At 57.5% G+C, this 15532-nt stretch carries 16 protein-coding genes; 9 read left to right on the forward strand and 7 right to left on the reverse strand.

What is annotated here, in order from left to right:
* The first annotated feature begins 61 nt into the window (after positions 1-61).
* From fliE to AC6I7A_RS16700, 8 genes are all read left to right on the forward strand, one after another.
* Complete coding sequence (gene fliE, locus AC6I7A_RS16665; RefSeq protein ID WP_058956466.1) at positions 62-391, forward strand: flagellar hook-basal body complex protein FliE; 330 nt, start codon at positions 62-64, stop codon at positions 389-391.
* A gap of 197 nt (positions 392-588) precedes the next feature.
* Complete coding sequence (locus tag AC6I7A_RS16670) at positions 589-1455, forward strand: CheR family methyltransferase (RefSeq protein WP_058956467.1); 867 nt, start codon at positions 589-591, stop codon at positions 1453-1455.
* On the forward strand, positions 1452-2498 hold the full coding sequence (locus AC6I7A_RS16675; RefSeq protein WP_058956468.1) for a protein-glutamate methylesterase/protein-glutamine glutaminase: 1047 nt from the start codon (positions 1452-1454) through the stop codon (positions 2496-2498). The genes AC6I7A_RS16670 and AC6I7A_RS16675 overlap by 4 nt, the downstream gene beginning before the upstream one ends.
* An 84-nt stretch (positions 2499-2582) precedes the next feature.
* The gene (gene cheY, locus AC6I7A_RS16680; RefSeq protein ID WP_058956469.1) at positions 2583-2972 is read left to right on the forward strand and encodes a chemotaxis response regulator CheY; all 390 of its coding nucleotides are present in this window, start codon (positions 2583-2585) and stop codon (positions 2970-2972) included.
* 4 nt (positions 2973-2976) lie between these two features.
* Positions 2977-3618: a protein phosphatase CheZ gene (gene cheZ / locus AC6I7A_RS16685; protein ID WP_058956533.1), complete on the forward strand. Its 642-nt coding sequence runs from the start codon at positions 2977-2979 to the stop codon at positions 3616-3618.
* Positions 3619-3715: 97 nt separating this feature from the next.
* Positions 3716-4861 carry a flagellar biosynthesis protein FlhB gene (gene flhB, locus AC6I7A_RS16690; protein WP_058956470.1) on the forward strand — a complete coding sequence of 382 codons (1146 nt, stop codon included), beginning with the start codon at positions 3716-3718 and terminating at the stop codon, positions 4859-4861.
* Entirely contained in the window at positions 4861-6957 is a 2097-nt protein-coding gene (gene flhA / locus AC6I7A_RS16695; RefSeq protein ID WP_058956471.1) for a flagellar biosynthesis protein FlhA, read from the forward strand. Before flhB ends, flhA begins: the two co-directional genes overlap by 1 nt.
* Positions 6954-7361, forward strand: coding sequence for a flagellar protein FlhE (locus AC6I7A_RS16700; protein ID WP_064484491.1), 408 nt, complete (start codon positions 6954-6956; stop codon positions 7359-7361). Before flhA ends, AC6I7A_RS16700 begins: the two co-directional genes overlap by 4 nt.
* Positions 7362-7374: 13 nt before the next feature.
* Here the strand turns inward: AC6I7A_RS16700 and AC6I7A_RS16705 are convergent, their stop codons facing one another.
* From AC6I7A_RS16705 to fliD, 3 genes are all read right to left on the reverse strand, one after another.
* A complete protein-coding gene (locus AC6I7A_RS16705) occupies positions 7375-7710 on the reverse strand; it encodes a flagellar protein FliT (protein ID WP_058956472.1) in 336 nt (111 codons plus the stop codon).
* Complete coding sequence (gene fliS, locus AC6I7A_RS16710; protein WP_058956473.1) at positions 7707-8111, reverse strand: flagellar export chaperone FliS; 405 nt, start codon at positions 8109-8111, stop codon at positions 7707-7709. The genes AC6I7A_RS16705 and fliS overlap by 4 nt, the downstream gene beginning before the upstream one ends.
* A gap of 64 nt (positions 8112-8175) precedes the next feature.
* Complete coding sequence (gene fliD / locus AC6I7A_RS16715; RefSeq protein WP_058956474.1) at positions 8176-9627, reverse strand: flagellar filament capping protein FliD; 1452 nt, start codon at positions 9625-9627, stop codon at positions 8176-8178.
* Between the two features lie 387 nt (positions 9628-10014).
* Between fliD and AC6I7A_RS16720 the strand changes: the two genes are divergently transcribed.
* Positions 10015-10827, forward strand: coding sequence for a flagellin N-terminal helical domain-containing protein (locus tag AC6I7A_RS16720; RefSeq protein ID WP_064484492.1), 813 nt, complete (start codon positions 10015-10017; stop codon positions 10825-10827).
* A 234-nt stretch (positions 10828-11061) separates the two neighbouring features.
* Here the strand turns inward: AC6I7A_RS16720 and cheW are convergent, their stop codons facing one another.
* Genes cheW through motA form a run of 4 tightly spaced genes read right to left on the reverse strand, consistent with a single transcriptional unit; the run spans position 11062 to position 15450 of the window.
* Positions 11062-11565 (reverse strand): chemotaxis protein CheW, encoded by a 504-nt coding sequence (gene cheW / locus AC6I7A_RS16725; protein WP_058956476.1) that lies wholly within the window; start codon positions 11563-11565, stop codon positions 11062-11064.
* A gap of 24 nt (positions 11566-11589) precedes the next feature.
* Entirely contained in the window at positions 11590-13590 is a 2001-nt protein-coding gene (gene cheA / locus AC6I7A_RS16730) for a chemotaxis protein CheA (RefSeq protein ID WP_058956477.1), read from the reverse strand.
* Positions 13580-14563, reverse strand: coding sequence for a flagellar motor protein MotB (gene motB / locus AC6I7A_RS16735; RefSeq protein WP_064484493.1), 984 nt, complete (start codon positions 14561-14563; stop codon positions 13580-13582). Before motB ends, cheA begins: the two co-directional genes overlap by 11 nt.
* On the reverse strand, positions 14560-15450 hold the full coding sequence (gene motA / locus AC6I7A_RS16740; RefSeq protein ID WP_058956478.1) for a flagellar motor stator protein MotA: 891 nt from the start codon (positions 15448-15450) through the stop codon (positions 14560-14562). Before motA ends, motB begins: the two co-directional genes overlap by 4 nt.
* Between the last annotated feature and the right edge of the window lie 82 nt (positions 15451-15532).

Consider the following 15532-nt stretch of genomic DNA (forward strand, 5'->3'; position numbering starts at 1 on the left):
GATCGTGAAATGGCAGAAAAGTCTGCCCGGTAACGTAATCCGTAAGCGAAGGAAAAAAGCGATGGCGATTCACTCAATGGCGGCCATTCTCGATCAGATTCATTTTCAGGCCCGCCAGGCGTCGGGCCTGAAGGGGTCCGATCACGCAGATGAGGCGAACGCAGGCGGCACGCCCTTTTCAGCGCTGCTGGCGGACACGCTTCGTGATATCAATCAGGCGCAGAATAGTGCAAAAAACCTCTCACAGGCCTTTATGAGCGGCGCCGCCGACATCGGGTTAAATGATGTGATGGTTTCGCTGCAAAAGTCATCGCTGATGCTGAACATGGGTATTCAGGTCAGAAATAAAATGGTCAGCGCCTACCAGGAAATTATGAGCATGTCGTTATAACCACAGCCGGATAAAAATGATGCTCTGCGGAAACAGGCGGCGTCACACCATTATCCGTCAGGCTGCTATTTTATCCGCAGGGTGCCGGCCAGCGCTAATCTCTTTTTTCCCCTGACAGCATCGTGCCGGGCGGAATTCTGTTTCATGGTGAATGGCCGATTAAGGGTTACCTGACACCGTAATAAAGGCTATCGCGTATGTCTGACATAATAAATAACAGTAAAACGTCTCCCGCTGACAGATATTCACCGTGCCATCTGAGCGATGCTGAATTAAATAAGATTATCAGGCTGATTTATCAGCGTGCGGGCATTGTCATTACGCCGCAGCGTCGGGATATGGTCTGTAACCGGCTGATGCCGCGCTTACGCGCACGGGGTCTGACGCAGTTCGGGCACTACCTGCGCGCTCTGGAGAGTTCGCCGGACCATGCGGAATGGCAGCACTTCGTGAATGCGCTGACCACCAATCTCACCTCTTTCTTTCGGGAAGCGTACCACTTCCCGATTCTGGCCGACCATGCGCGCGGAAAAACGGGCCACTACAGCGTCTGGTGTACCGCCGCCTCAACGGGCGAAGAGCCTTACTCCATCGCCATGACGCTGGATGAGGTGCTGGGTAACAGTCTGACCGGACCGCGTATCCTGGCGACCGACATTGATACCAGCGTGCTGGAGAAAGCCAGAGCAGGCACCTATCGCCTGGCCGATGTGGAAAACCTGACGCAGGAGCAGAAGAAAAAGTATCTCCTGCGCAGTGTGGCGGCAGAAGAGCAGCAGCAGGTTAAAGTCCGCACCTTGCTGCAAAAAGATATCCGCTTCCAGCCGCTGAATCTGATCGCTGCACAGTGGCAGATCACCGGGCCTTTTGATGCCATTTTCTGCCGCAACGTGATGATCTACTTCGATAAACCGACTCAGAACCGGTTACTCAACCGCTTTGCAAAATTATTAAAGCCGGATGGCCTGCTGTTTGTCGGCCATTCCGAACACTTCACTCACACGGATAGCCCGTTCCGCCTGCAGGGGCAGTCGGTCTATTACCTCGACAGGGAGAAGGTATGAGCAAAATTAAGGTTCTCTGCGTTGATGATTCCGCCCTGATCCGCTCCATCCTGACCCAGATCGTCAACAGCCAGCCCGACATGGAGATGGTGGCGACCGCCGTCGACCCGATTATCGCCCGCGATTTAATCAGGCAGCACAATCCGGATGTCCTGACGCTGGATGTTGAGATGCCCCGAATGGACGGGCTCGACTTCCTGGAACGTCTGATGCGCCTGCGCCCGATGCCGGTAGTGATGATCTCCTCCCTGACCGTTAAAGGCGCCGATATCACCCTGAGCGCCCTGGAGCTGGGGGCCGTCGACTTTGTCGCCAAGCCGCAGATGGGTCTGCATGAGGGCATGATGCACTATGCGGAACTCATCACCGAGAAGATCCGCGCCGCCGCGAGAGCGCGGATCCGGCGCGCTCTGCCCCAGGCAGAACGCCCGCGCATGATTTCAGCGCCGCTGGTCGGCAGCGAAAAGATTATCGCCATCGGTGCCTCCACCGGTGGAACGGAAGCGATCCGCCACATCCTGATGGCGATGTCCCCTTCCTGTCCGGGCATCGTCATTGCGCAGCACATGCCGCCAGGTATCACCCGCTCCTTTGCAGAGCGGCTGAACAAGCTGTGCCAGATCGTGGTGAAGGAGGGAGAGGATGGCGAGCGGGTACTGCCAGGCCACGCCTATATTGCGCCGGGCGGACGGCACATGGCGCTCTATCGCAGCGGCGCCAATTATCACCTCAGACTGAACGACGATCCCCCGATCAACCGTCACCGTCCCTCTGTCGATCTCCTGATGCAGTCGGTGGCGAAAGCGGCGGGCAAAAATGCGGTCGGGGCGATCCTCACCGGAATGGGCCATGACGGGGCGAAGGGATTGCTGGAACTCCATCAGACGGGCGCAAAGACCCTGGCGCAAAGCGAACAGACCTGTGTGATTTACGGGATGCCGCGTGAGGCCGTGGCCCTGAATGCCGTCAGCGAAATCGTCGATCTGCAGGATATGGCGCAGGTCATTCTGAAAAATATTATCGGACAGGCTCGCCGGATTTAATGCGCGTCCTCTGCTGATCCGCCAGACGGCACAGGCTTCACCCCCTGGCCGGGCGAAAACCCCTTTTAACAGGATCTCTCTCTTATGGCTGATAAAAATATACGTTTTCTCATCGTTGATGATTTTGCCACCATGCGCCGTATCGTGCGCAACTTGCTTAAAGATCTGGGCTTCCATAACGCGGAAGAGGCCGAAGATGGTCAGGATGCGCTGAATAAGCTGCGGCAGATGCCGTTCGACTTTGTGATCAGCGACTGGAACATGCCGAATATGGATGGTCTGGAGCTGCTGTCGGCCATCCGCAGCACGCCCGAAACCAGCACGATGCCGGTCCTGATGGTGACGGCGGAAGCCCGCAAAGAGAACATCATTGCGGCAGCGCAGGCCGGGGCCAGTGGTTACGTGGTTAAGCCCTTCACCGCCGCAACTCTTGAAGAAAAATTAAATAAGATTTTCGAAAAGATTGGATGGTAAGCCCGTGGAAACGCAGATAACTCCCTCAGAAACAGACAATTTTAAAAGCATTTTCTCGCGTATCGGCCATTTAACCCGTCAGCTGCGCACCAGCATGTCGAGCCTGGGTCTGGACCGCGCCATTATGGATGCGGCGGAGGTGATCCCGGATACCCGCGAACGGCTGAGCTATATCGTCAGCAAAACCTCTGCCGCCGCCGATCGGGTACTGACCTGCGTCGAAGAGGCGCGCCCGCTGCAGGACAGGATGAACACGCAGGCCAGCGCGCTGAGCGAACGCTGGAACGACTGGTTCAAGGAGCCGATTGAACTGCCGATTGCCCGTGAGTTAGTGAACGACACCCGCGATTTTCTGCGCGACGTCCCTGCCCTGACCGATCAGACCAACGGGCAGCTGATGGAGATCATGATGGCGCAGGATTTTCAGGATCTGACCGGTCAGGTGATCCAGCGCATGATGCAGCTGATTGAGAACATCGAGAAAGAGCTGATTCAGGTGCTGGTCGAAAACATGTCGGTCATCACGCTGCCGGTCTCTCAGGAGCCGGAAAGCCTGAAAAACGGCCCGCAGATCGATCACACCCGCACCGGCGTGGTGGCCACACAGGATCAGGTGGACGACCTGCTGGCGGATCTCGGGTTCTGAGTTCCGTGTCCGCCAGCCGCCCCGCTGAGGAACGCGCATTGCCGCCCCAAGGCGCGCGGCGACTGACGGCGGCGCAGTAGTCAGGCCAGGTGAGTTTATGTCTGAAGAGAATGATGCCGAAAAAACGGAGGAACCCACTCCCCAGCGCCGCCAGAAGGCGCGTGAAGAGGGACAGGTTCCCCGTTCAAAAGAGCTGACGTCACTGATGATGCTGCTGGCCGGCTGGGCGCTGATCGTGCTCTGCGGTGAGCGCATGGCTGACCGGCTGGCGCAGCTGATGCACAACGGCCTGATGTTTGATCGTCTGCTGCTTTCCGATCCCGGCACCATGCTGCATAAAACCCGCGGATTGCTCTCCCTGATGTTCAGCGCGCTGCTGCCGCTGCTGCTGGGACTCTTTCTGGTCGGCATCGCCTCGTCACTGCTGATTGGCGGCCTGCATTTCAGCAGCAAATCCCTGAAGGTCGATCTGAAACGCCTGTCGCCGTTAACCGGTTTTAAACGGCTGTTCTCGTTTCAGGTGCTTTCTGAGCTGGCAAAAAGCGTGATGAAAGCGGTGCTGGTCGGCAGCGCCGCGCTGTTCTGTTTCCTCCGCAATAAGAGCCATTTTATCCAGCTCGCCAGTGAATCGCCTGCCACGGCCATCGGCGAGGCCCATCGTCTGATCGCCCACTGCCTGATTATCGTGATTGCCGCCCTGATCCCGATGATGGGCTATGACGTCTTTTATCAGGTGATGAGCCACCTGAAAAAATTGCGGATGTCACGTCAGGAGATCCGCGATGAGTTTAAAGAGAACGAGGGCGATCCGCACATCAAAGGCCGGCTGCGCCAGCTGCGGCGCGCCATGGCACGCAGCCGGATGATGAACGATGTGCCGGATGCCGATGTGATTGTGAATAACCCGACCCACTACGCTGTCGCCATCCGCTGGCAAGAGGGAAAGATGGCGGCACCGGTGGTGCTGGCAAAAGGCGCAGGCGAAATCGCCCTGCGTATCCGCGAAAAAGCGCAGCAGCACACCGTTCCGATGCTGGAAGCGGCACCGCTGGCCCGTGCGCTCTACCGCCACTGTGACATCGGCGAGCCGATCCCTGCGGCGCTCTATAGCGTGGTCGCGGAAGTGCTTGCCTGGGTGTACAACCTGCGCCGCTGGCAGAAAACCGGCGGCATTCCCCCTGAGAAACCGGGCAATCTCGCCGTGCCTGCGGCACTCGATTTTGCCCCTGAGACGCAAGAGTGATGGCAAATTTAACCACTAAACTCCGCCTGCCCCCGCTTAAAGAGACGCAGTGGCAGATCCTGGCCGGGCCGGTATTGATCATGATGATCCTGGCGATGATGGTGCTGCCACTGCCCGCCATCGTGCTGGATACGCTGTTCACCTTCAATATCGTGCTGTCACTGATGATATTGCTGGTCGCCATGTTTACCCGTAAGACGCTGGAATTCTCCTCCTTCCCGATTGTGCTGCTCTTCTCGACCCTGCTGAGGCTGGCGCTGAATATCGCCTCCACGCGCATTATTCTGATGGAGGGCCACACCGGGGCCGCCGCGGCCGGTCGGGTGATTGAAGCCTTTGGTCACTTTCTGGTGGGCGGCAATTTTGCTATCGGCATTGTGGTTTTCGCTATTCTCATCATCATCAATTTTATGGTGATCACCAAAGGGGCCGGGCGCATCGCCGAGGTGGGCGCGCGCTTTGTGCTGGATGGGATGCCCGGAAAGCAGATGGCGATCGATGCCGACCTGAACGCCGGTCTGATCGGTGAAGAAGAGGCGAAAACGCGTCGGCGTGAGGTGACGCAGGAGTCCGATTTTTACGGCTCGATGGATGGTGCCAGTAAATTTGTGCGCGGCGATGCGATGGCCGGGCTGCTGATCATGGCGATCAACATCATCGGCGGCCTGATCATCGGTGTCGCTCAGCACGATCTCTCCTTCAGCGACGCGGCGCAGACCTACACCCTGCTGACCATCGGTGATGGTCTGGTGGCGCAGATCCCGGCGCTGATCATCTCAACCGCCGCAGGCGTGATTGTCACCCGCGTCGCCAGTGATGATGATGTGGGCGAGCAGATGGTCAGCCAGCTGTTCCGCAGCCCGCGCGTGATGATGCTCTCTGCCGGGGTTATCGGGCTGCTGGGGATCATCCCCGGTATGCCGAATATGATCTTCCTGCTGTTTACCCTGTCGCTGCTGGGGATGGCCTGGTGGTTACGCGGCCAGCAGCTGAAGCTACCCGCAGGCGCGGGAGGCGACCTCAGCAAACCGCATGGGGCGCTGAGTGACGCCACCCAGGCACCGGAAGCCTCCTGGTCCGATGTGGAGATCGAGGATGTGCTCGGGCTGGAGGTGGGCTACCGGCTCATCGCCATGGTCGATGATGCCCAGGATGGCCAGCTGCTGATGCGGATCCGCGGCATCCGCAGGAAGTTTGCTCAGAAGATGGGCTTTCTGCCGCCGCCGATCCACATCTGTGACAACCTCGATCTGAAACCGGCGGGCTATCGGATCATGCTGAAGGGCGTGGAGATCGGCCGCGGCGAAGTGATGCCGGAACGGCTGATGGCGATCGATCCCGGCTGTGCCGAAGGGCAGCTGGAGGGCGTCGCGGGCTGCGATCCCACCTTTAACCTGCCCGCGATCTGGATCGATGAGGTGCTGCGCGAGCATGCGCAGATCATGGGGTACACCGTGGTCGATCCGGCGTCGGCCATCGCCACGCATCTGAACCACCTGATCGGCCTGCACACCGACGAGCTGTTCAGCCGTCAGGAGACACAGCAGTTGCTGGAGCGCCTCTCACGGGATATGCCCAAACTGGTGGAGGACTTTATTCCGGGCACGCTGTCACTCTCCCTGTTCCACAAAGTGTTGCAGAACCTGCTGGCAGAGCAGATTTCGATCCGCGATATGCGCACCATTATCGATACGCTGGCTGAACATGCCGGAAATCAGTATGACGCCGATGAGCTGACTGCGCAGGTGCGGATCCGGCTGGGCCGCGCCATCACACATCACTGCTTTGGTCAGGATCCCGATATTCATGTGGCCGGGCTGGACCCGCAACTGGAGGGAGTGCTGATTCAGGCCAGGCAGAATGGCAATGCGCTGGAGCCCGGCATTGCTGAACGGATCATGGAGCAGACCGGGCAGGCGATCGCTCAGCTGGTGGCGCAGGGTGCCACGCCGGTGCTGCTGGTCAATCCGTCGCTGCGGCTGATGCTCTCCCGCTTTCTGCGGCGGGTCTATCCGCAGCTGGTGGTCCTGTCGAATGCGGAAATCAGCCCCAACCGGACGGTGCACCTAACCTGCCTCATCGGCGGTGCGCCGTGAAGGCGCTGGCGCTGACTGCAGGGCTGGTGGCGCTATCGGCCCTGGGCAGTCCGGCCCCGGCCGGCAGCTGGAGTGCCACCAGCGTGGGCGGGCGGGTCAGCGTGGGGGAGCAGACGCTGATCGGCCGCCCGCTCTCCCCGCCGGGGCCATTACCCGCCAGCACCCGCGTCCGGCGTCTGAGCTGGCATATCGCGCTGCTGAGTCCGCCGCCGCCAGAGCTGCAAATCCGTCTCTGCACGCCGTCCGTCTGTTATCCGCTGCAAAGCCTGTCGGGCACGCGGCCGATCAGCAGCCCGCTGTCGGCCAGTCAGACGTTCTGTTTTCACTATCGGGTCGCACACCCAGGGCCGCTGATCCCGGCCCTGCAGGTGGTCAGCAACCAGCTGACCCTTAATTATCAATAGACAGGGCTGCTTATCACGCCAGGTTGCCAGGGAGCTGCGCCGCATAGAGCTGGCAGCCCGATTTGCCCTGCTGCAGCTTCACCATCCTCTCTTCCAGCCAGGCCATCCGGCTGCGCAGCCGTCCGGCGATCGCCGCCTGATCCTTCAGCGCCTCCTGCAGAAGCGCGGCGATCGCCGCCTTCTCGTCCGGGATCGCCGCCTGCTGCCAGGCCTGCATCAGCTGCGCTGTCGCCGTGAGATAGCGCGGCAGAAGATCGGCGACCGCGTCCCACTGCTCCTCGCTCAGGGCTTCCAGCACGCGCTGGCGCAGCGCGGGCAGTGCCTGACCCTCCTCAGGAATCGCCGTCATCCTCTGCGCTCCTGAATCAGGGGTAAAATCTCCTCCCAGACGGTAGCCATCTCCATGAGCAGCCTGTCCGCCTCCAGCAGCTTTTCCACATCACTGCCGGTATTGGCTTCCAGCAGCAGCCGTGACACATAGTCATAAAGGCGCTCAAGATCGGCGGCGATCGCCTGACCCTTTTCAAAATCCAGCGAGGCACGTAAGCCATTGTCGACAATGTTGATCGCTTTACTGATCATCTCGCACCGTCTGGCCACCATGCCTTTGTCAAAATAGATTTTCGCGCACATCATCGCACTGTGCGCGGCCTCAAACAGCATCGCGATAAGCTGATGCGGGGTGGCACCCGCCAGTCTGGCTTCCAGCGACACCTGGTCATAAGCCTTAGAGCTCTGTCGTGCGTACATCCTCTGCTCCCGAAAAGAAAAACAGGGACAACGCCCTGTCTGATAAAGTTACTGGCTGGCGGACTTACATCTTCTTGAACATTTCGATCAGCGTGTTGCTCAGATTGTTCATCTGGTTATAGAGCGCATCCGCATTGGCATACTGGCTTCTGAGCAGTTCAATTTTGGTGTCGATCATCGCCTGGGTTTTGGTGATCTGCGTGGCTGCATTCTGGATCTGTGTATTGAGATCTTTAGTGACGCTCTTGATGATGCCGTCGGTTTTGGTCGTGGTGTCACCCACATATTTTGTCGCGATGTCATTCAGGGTGGAGGCCAGGCCACTGTCCGTGCCGCTGCCCTTAAAGATTCGCCCGATAGTGTCAGGATCGTCCGCGATGGCTTTATCCAGCTTGCTCTCATCCAGCGTCATCTGCCCGGTCTGGGAATCGATCGTGATGCCTAACGCAGAGAGGGAGCCGCCCTTTGCACCGCCATAACTGTCGTTGACCGCCGAGCGAAAATCGTTAACCAGGCCGCGCAGGGTTGAGTTCCCCATCAGCACGCCGCTCTTTTCGGTTGAGGTGTCACTGTCGCCACTGCTGGCAACAAACTTACTGTTTGCGGAGGTTTCCGTCAGCAGCGCATTATATTGCTTCACAAAATCCTGCAGGCTGGTCTTAATCGCGCTGGAGTCGACCGTCAGGGTCAGCTGCTCGGTGTCGCCGCCTTTGGAGGTGGCATTCAGGTTAAGCGTGACGCCGGTAATGATGTCGTTGATGTTGTTGCTGGTGCGGGTGTAGGCGATCCCGTCGACGGTCAGTTTTGCGTCCTGTGCCACCGACACCACCGTCATCTTATCGCTGCTGTTTCCGCTGCCATCGGCACTTTTTCCGCCGTTACTCGTATCAAGGATGCCCGCGAGTTTTTCATCGTTTTCCACGCTGACGGACATTTCACCGCCGGTACCGGTTTTTCTGGAGCTGAGCATCAGCTGATAGGTGCCCTTGCCGTCACGCTGAACCGACGCCGTGATGTTACCGCCCTGCGCGCTGTTCTGCGTATTAATCGCTTTGGCAATCTGGTTGAGCGAGGTCTGATCCTCGTTGAGGGTCACTTTCACCTGTGAACCGTCACCCTGTTTGATGATAAGGGTGCGGGTGCCCGCCGTGCCGGACCCCAGCTGACTGTCGGCACTGTCAAAGGGGTCGGTTCTCAGCTTGTGCGCGACGGCCAGCTGCTGAACGCTGACGGCGTGCGTGTCAGCACTGGCGTTGCTGGTGGCGGTGGCGGTAAAGGCGCTGTTTTTGCTGACGGTCAGGGTATTGAACGCTTCACCATCCAGTTTTTTCGCGGTGCTCTGCAGTTTTGTTAACAGGCTGCTGATATTGCCCCACGCGGAGATTTGATTTTTGCACTTCGTCTGAAGCGTGGTGTAGGGTTTCAGACGCAGCTGTTCGTTCTGCGCGATCCCATTTAACAGATCTGAATAATCCCATCCGCCGACGCCAGCACTGGCATTGGGTGATATTGCCATGTTAACCCCCTGTGAAATGAATAAATAAAGATGAATCCTTTGCTATAAAATATCGGCTCCGTACTGAAAAAATAAAATCCTCACCGCGAAAATAAATCAGAACTGAGTAAAAGACCTTATTGCAGCAGCGATTAAAACGGCGCCCTGGCTTTTCTTTGCGTCATCGTCAGAAATAGCGCCAGAAATGAAGTGATTTAGCCGGAACAGAATTCACGCAAGCTCTTCCGACAATAAAGCGAGCTCGCTGCTCTGCTTTTCTTTACAGGATCGATTACATAACCTGACAAGAAAAAATTTCAGTCAATCTCACTCGCGCCGATATTTATTATCATGCGAAGCGAATACGCATAACTCAACCCTCCCTCTAATACTTTATTAAAGGAATGAATCATGCAGGTAATTAATACTAATACCCTCAGCTTAATTGCACAGAACAACCTGAATAAATCTCAGGCGACCCTCGGCACCGCGATTGAGCGTCTCTCTTCCGGTCGCCGCATTAACAGTGCAAAAGATGATGCCGCCGGCCAGGCGATCAGTAACCGCTTCAGCGCGAAAATCAACGGCCTGACCCAGGCAGCCCGTAACGCTAACGACGGCACCTCGATTGCGCAGACCACGGAAGGCGCACTGAACGAAGTGAACGACAACCTGCAGAAAATCCGTACCCTGACCGTTCAGGCCAAAAACGGCACGAACACGGATTCAGATAAACAGTCTATCCAGGACGAAATCAAACAGCGTCTGGCTGAGATTGACCGTATTTCCGAACAGACTGAGTTCAACGGCATCAAAGTCCTGAGTAAAGATCAGTCTCTGAGCATTCAGGTGGGTGCGGATGACAAACAGACTATCGACATTGAGCTCAAAAAAATGGACTCAGCCGAACTGAAAATGGACGATTATGACGTCACCGGCGCGGATACGGATACGCTGCTGGCCACCGTTGACGCCGCGCTGAGCACCGTCAGCTCGCTGCGTTCCGGTCTGGATGCGGTGCAGAACCGGTTTGATTCCGTGGTGAATACCCTGAACAGCACCGTGGTTAACCTGACCGCATCCCAGTCTCGTATCCAGGATGCGGACATGGCGACGGAGGTATCGAATATGTCCAAAGGCAATATGCTGCAGCAGGCCGGTACCGCCGTGCTGGCACAGGCTAACCAGTCACCACAGAACATTCTGTCACTGCTGCGTTAATCCCGTCCGCTCTCCCGACCTGACCCTCTGGGGGGTCAGGTCACACCCCGCCCGAGGCTGGTTTGCTGCCAGCCTCGGGCTTTTTTGTGGCGGGTGCTTCGCGTCCGGGTCGGCGCTTATTTCATGAGGGATGCAGGCGAGGGAAAACGTCTGTTACGCGGATCGGGCAGGATGCCGGGGAGAATAAAAAAGGCCCGGCCAGCGCAAAACGGACCGGGCAATGAGGCAGCAGGTTCAGGATAGCAGGGCGCTGTTTTTTTCGACCAGCTCCATCTCTTCGCTGTTCAGCAGCTTTTCGATGTTGACCAGAATTAACATTCTCTCATCGACCGAGCCCAGTCCCTGTATATATTCTGTCGACAGCGTCACTGAAAATTCGGGAGCCGGACGAATCTGCTCAGCTGCCAGGGATAAGACGTCAGAAACGCCATCCACAATAATGCCCACGACGCGGGTGGTAAAATTGAGGACGATGACTACAGTATTATGATCAAATTCCGCCGAGCTGAGCCGGAATTTCACCCGCAAATCGACGATCGGCACAATAACGCCGCGCAGGTTGGTGACCCCCGCAATAAAGTCCGGCGAATTAGCAATGCGGGTCACCCTTTCGCAACTGCGGATCTCCTGCACTTTGAGAATATCAATGCCATATTCCTCTTCCCCCAGCCTGAAGACCAGATATTCATGACCGGCACTGTCGCCGCTAACCTTCTTTTCCGAATCAGATAAATTCATTTTTCACCTTAAGAAAGCACGCTGTTAAACCGCTTTTGTAGCCTGTCGCTTCTCTTTTGCCAGCCTGGCTAAAACGGCCACATCCAGGATGAGCGCCACGCTGCCATCCCCGAGGATGGTCGCGGCGGAGACGCCAGGCACCTTGCGGTAATTAAGCTCCAGATTTTTGACCACCACCTGATGCTGACCAATCAGCTGATCCACCAGCAGGGCATAGCGGCAGCCCGCGCTCTGCACGATAACCGCAATCCCCTGATGCGGTTCTTCTGGCTGATCCGGCAGGTTGAAGACCTGACGCAGCTCCACCAGCGGCAGATACTCCTCCCGGACCTGCAGCATCATTTCGTTACCGGCCATGCGATAGAGCGCTTTTTCTGAGGGCAGACGGGATTCCATGACGGTGCCAAGCGGCAGCACGTAGATCTCCTCGCCAACCCGTACCGACATGCCGTCGAGGATGGCCAGGGTCAGCGGCAGGATAATGCGGATCGTGGAGCCTTTGTCCCGGACAGAGCGGATTTCAACATGGCCGCCCATCGCCTGGATGTTACGTTTCACCACATCCATGCCCACCCCGCGACCGGAGACGTCGGTGACTTTTTCCGCCGTGGAAAAGCCCGGCGCGAAAATCAGCATCCAGACCTCTTCATCACTGATATTGTCCGGCACCACCATGCCCTGCGCGTGCGCCCTGGCGAGGATTTTCTCGCGGTTCAGGCCCGCGCCATCGTCAATCACCTCAATCACGATATTGCCGCCGTGGTGCTCCGCCGAGAGGATCAGATTGCCTGTTTCGGGTTTGCCTTTGGCGAGGCGGGTTTCCACTGACTCAATGCCATGATCGAGGCTGTTTCGCACCAGATGGGTCAGCGGATCGATAATTTTCTCAATCAGCCCCTTGTCCAGCTCGGCGGAACCGCCGCGCAGGGTAAGCTCAATTTTCTTATCCAGCCGCGCCGCCAGGTCATGCACCAGTCGCGGGAAGCGGCTGAACACATACTCCATCGGCATCATGCGGATCGACATCACCGACTCCTGCAGATCCCGCGCATTCCGCTCCAGCTGACTCACGCTGCTGATTAAGGCGTCATGCTGCGTGGGGTCAAGACGGGAGGAGAGCTGGGTCAGCATCGTCTGCGTGATAATCAGCTCGCCCACCAGGTTGATAATCTGATCCACCTTGTCGACCACCACCCGAATGCTGCCGCTTTCACTCACCGACGATTTCGCCGGCGCTTTAGGCCGGGGTGCCGCCGGGGGGGCTGCCTGCACGGCAGACGTCGCCTCACCCCCCTGCGGCGCGAGGCACGCCGCGTCGGCCTTTTCCGCCGTCCGGGGAGTGCCCGCCTCCGTAATCGCTATCTGATGCGGTTCCAGAACAAAGCAGAGCACCGCACTGATGTCATCGGCCGTGACGCGGGTATCAAGGATCACCGTCATCTGATCCCCCTCCTGCTGCTGGCTGACCACCGTTCCCAGGTTCGCCAGCTCATCGCTCAGTGACGCTCTGTCCGCGGCTTTTACCTCCCGCAGCGTCACGGCGAGCAGCGTGCCCGTCGTGGAAACCGCTGGCGGTGGCATCACCTCACTGGTTTCAGGCGCAGCGGGCGGCAGGGAGACGGCCTGCGCCGGGGATGAGTGACTCTCTAAGGCAATCTGCCGGAGCGCTTCGCAGATAGCGTGAAAACGCTCTTCGTCAGGGGCCTGGGATGATTTATAGGCATCCAGCTGTTCCTGCATGATGTCCTTACTCTCAAGAAATAACGTGATAATGTCGCTGGTCAGCGTGAGATTTCCACCGCGCGCCTCATCGAGTAAATTTTCCAGGATGTGCGTGGTCTGCTGTAAAACCGTAAACCCGAATGTGGCCGCCCCGCCTTTAATGGAGTGTGCAGCACGGAAGATGGCGTTCAGTAAGTCTTTATCGGGTGAATGAATATCAAGTGCCAGCAGATGCGTTTCCATATCCGCCAGTAACTCATCAGCTTCATCGAAAAAAGTCTGATAAAAATCACTAATGTCCACTATTGACCCTCTGCGGTTCTGTTTTCCCGGAAGCGTTATCCGGCTGCCCCGGTGCGTTCGCCTCAACAGGCGTGAATGTCAGCTGCGAACGTAGTGACGCTTTCTCTGGCGCGGCCGGCATTTTGGTTAAAATGGACTCCTGATTCAGGATATCCTGCTGATTTTCTTTGCTGTGAACCAGAATCGTAATGCGCCGGTTCAGCGGATTATCGTGACCGCTGCTGTCGATACTGATGCTGTCCGCCATGCCGACGATGCGCAGAAACTTGCTGGCTGAAAGACCGCCATGAATTAACGCCCGCCGTGAGGCGTTGGCACGGTCGGCAGAGAGTTCCCAGTTGCTGTAAGCCGCGTCCCCCCCGGCATAGGGCTGCGAGTCGGAGTGCCCGGTGAGCGTAATGCGGTTAGGCAGTTCATTCAGCGCCGGGGCCAGCGCTTCGAGGATCGCCCGCATATAAGGCTCAGGCTCGCGGCTGCCGACCTTGAACATGGGCCGGTCGCGGCTGTCGGTGATCTGGACTAACAGGCCATTCTCCGACAGCGAAAGCTGCAGGTTTGACCGGTAGTTACTCAGGCGGGGATCCTGCTGAATCAGGCTCTGGAGCTTCTGCCGCAGCGCCTGCAGATTCTGATCGGTTTTGTTGCTGGCGCGATCCCGATGATCCGGCAGCGGTCGGGAGACTTCGCCCTCCTGCTTCGTCATATCATCACCGCCACCGGGGATGACGCTGTCACTCAGGCTTGATTTATCCCCCTTCGACAGCGCGACGCTGAGCGGCATTTTGAAATATTCCGCAATCTGCTCGCGCGCTTCAGGTGTGGAGGTTGAAAGCAGCCACATCACCAGAAAAAAGGCCATCATCGCCGTCATAAAGTCGGCATAAGCAATTTTCCAGGAGCCGCCATGGTGCCCGCCATGTTTTGCTTTACGTTTCTTTCTGACGACAATGGGGGCGTGATTTTTCCTGCTCATGCGCCCTCTTCCGTCGCCGGGGTGTGCGATGACGCTTTCACCTGCTGGATATGCGCTTCCAGCTCCAGAAAGGAGGGGCGCAACGTGGAGAGCAGCGTTTTGCGGCCAAACTCAACGGCGATCTGCGGAGCAGATTCATTGATGGTCGCCAGCAGCACGGCCTTGATACAAAAAAGGATCTTAATTTTTTCGGCACTTTTCTGCCGCAGCAGGTTAGCCAGCGGACTGATAAAGCCGTAAGCCAGCAGGATACCGAGAAAGGTGCCGACCATCGCATGTGCAATGAGCTCGCCCAGCTCCGCGGCTGGCCGGTCAGCAGAGGCGAGCGCAATGACCACGCCCATCACTGCCGCCACAATGCCGAATGCCGGTAAACCATCGCCCAGCGCGCCGATACTGTCGGCAGGCATCTCCGCCTCATGCTCGGCGGTTTCAATCTCCTCATCCATCAGCGCTTCAATTTCAAAGGCGTTACTGCTGCCGCTGATCATCAGACGCAGATAGTCCTGCAGGAAATTCATCAGAAAAGGATCGTTGAGTACGCGCGGGTAGTTCACAAAAATCGCGCTGTTGTGCGGATCTTCAATCTCCCCCTCCAGTGACATCATGCCTTTCTGCCGCGCGCTGACCAGCAGCAGGTAGAGCAGGGTCAGCACATCGACATAGACCTCCCGGGTATATTTCGATCCTTTAAACAGCGAAGGCAGCGCTTTCAGGGTCATCTTAATTGCCTTGGCATTATTGCCGACAATAAAGGCCCCCAGGGCTGCACCGCCGATAATCAGTAATTCATTTGGCTGAAAGAGCGCGCCCATTTCGCCGCCCGACAGCGTGAATCCCCCCAGAACGGAGGCAAGAACCACGATATAGCCCAGAACAACCAGCACAATAACCTCGTCATTATTTATGCCTTTGTGTGACCCGGAATCGGTTATCCGGGGCTGGCAAAGGCACAGTTTCCACAGAGTC

The organism is Type-F symbiont of Plautia stali (assembly GCF_059731105.1).

What these genes read in the sequence shown, in the direction of transcription:
- motB (WP_064484493.1), bottom strand. Translation starts at nt 14,563, where the DNA reads ATGAGCAGGAAAAATCACGCCCCCATTGTCGTCAGAAAGAAACGTAAA.
- AC6I7A_RS16670 (WP_058956467.1), top strand. Translation starts at nt 589, where the DNA reads ATGTCTGACATAATAAATAACAGTAAAACGTCTCCCGCTGACAGATAT.
- fliS (WP_058956473.1), bottom strand. Translation starts at nt 8,111, where the DNA reads ATGTACGCACGACAGAGCTCTAAGGCTTATGACCAGGTGTCGCTGGAA.
- cheW (WP_058956476.1), bottom strand. Translation starts at nt 11,565, where the DNA reads ATGAATTTATCTGATTCGGAAAAGAAGGTTAGCGGCGACAGTGCCGGT.
- fliD (WP_058956474.1), bottom strand. Translation starts at nt 9,627, where the DNA reads ATGGCAATATCACCCAATGCCAGTGCTGGCGTCGGCGGATGGGATTAT.
- fliE (WP_058956466.1), top strand. Translation starts at nt 62, where the DNA reads ATGGCGATTCACTCAATGGCGGCCATTCTCGATCAGATTCATTTTCAG.
- AC6I7A_RS16705 (WP_058956472.1), bottom strand. Translation starts at nt 7,710, where the DNA reads ATGACGGCGATTCCTGAGGAGGGTCAGGCACTGCCCGCGCTGCGCCAG.
- cheY (WP_058956469.1), top strand. Translation starts at nt 2,583, where the DNA reads ATGGCTGATAAAAATATACGTTTTCTCATCGTTGATGATTTTGCCACC.
- flhB (WP_058956470.1), top strand. Translation starts at nt 3,716, where the DNA reads ATGTCTGAAGAGAATGATGCCGAAAAAACGGAGGAACCCACTCCCCAG.
- AC6I7A_RS16675 (WP_058956468.1), top strand. Translation starts at nt 1,452, where the DNA reads ATGAGCAAAATTAAGGTTCTCTGCGTTGATGATTCCGCCCTGATCCGC.
- flhA (WP_058956471.1), top strand. Translation starts at nt 4,861, where the DNA reads ATGGCAAATTTAACCACTAAACTCCGCCTGCCCCCGCTTAAAGAGACG.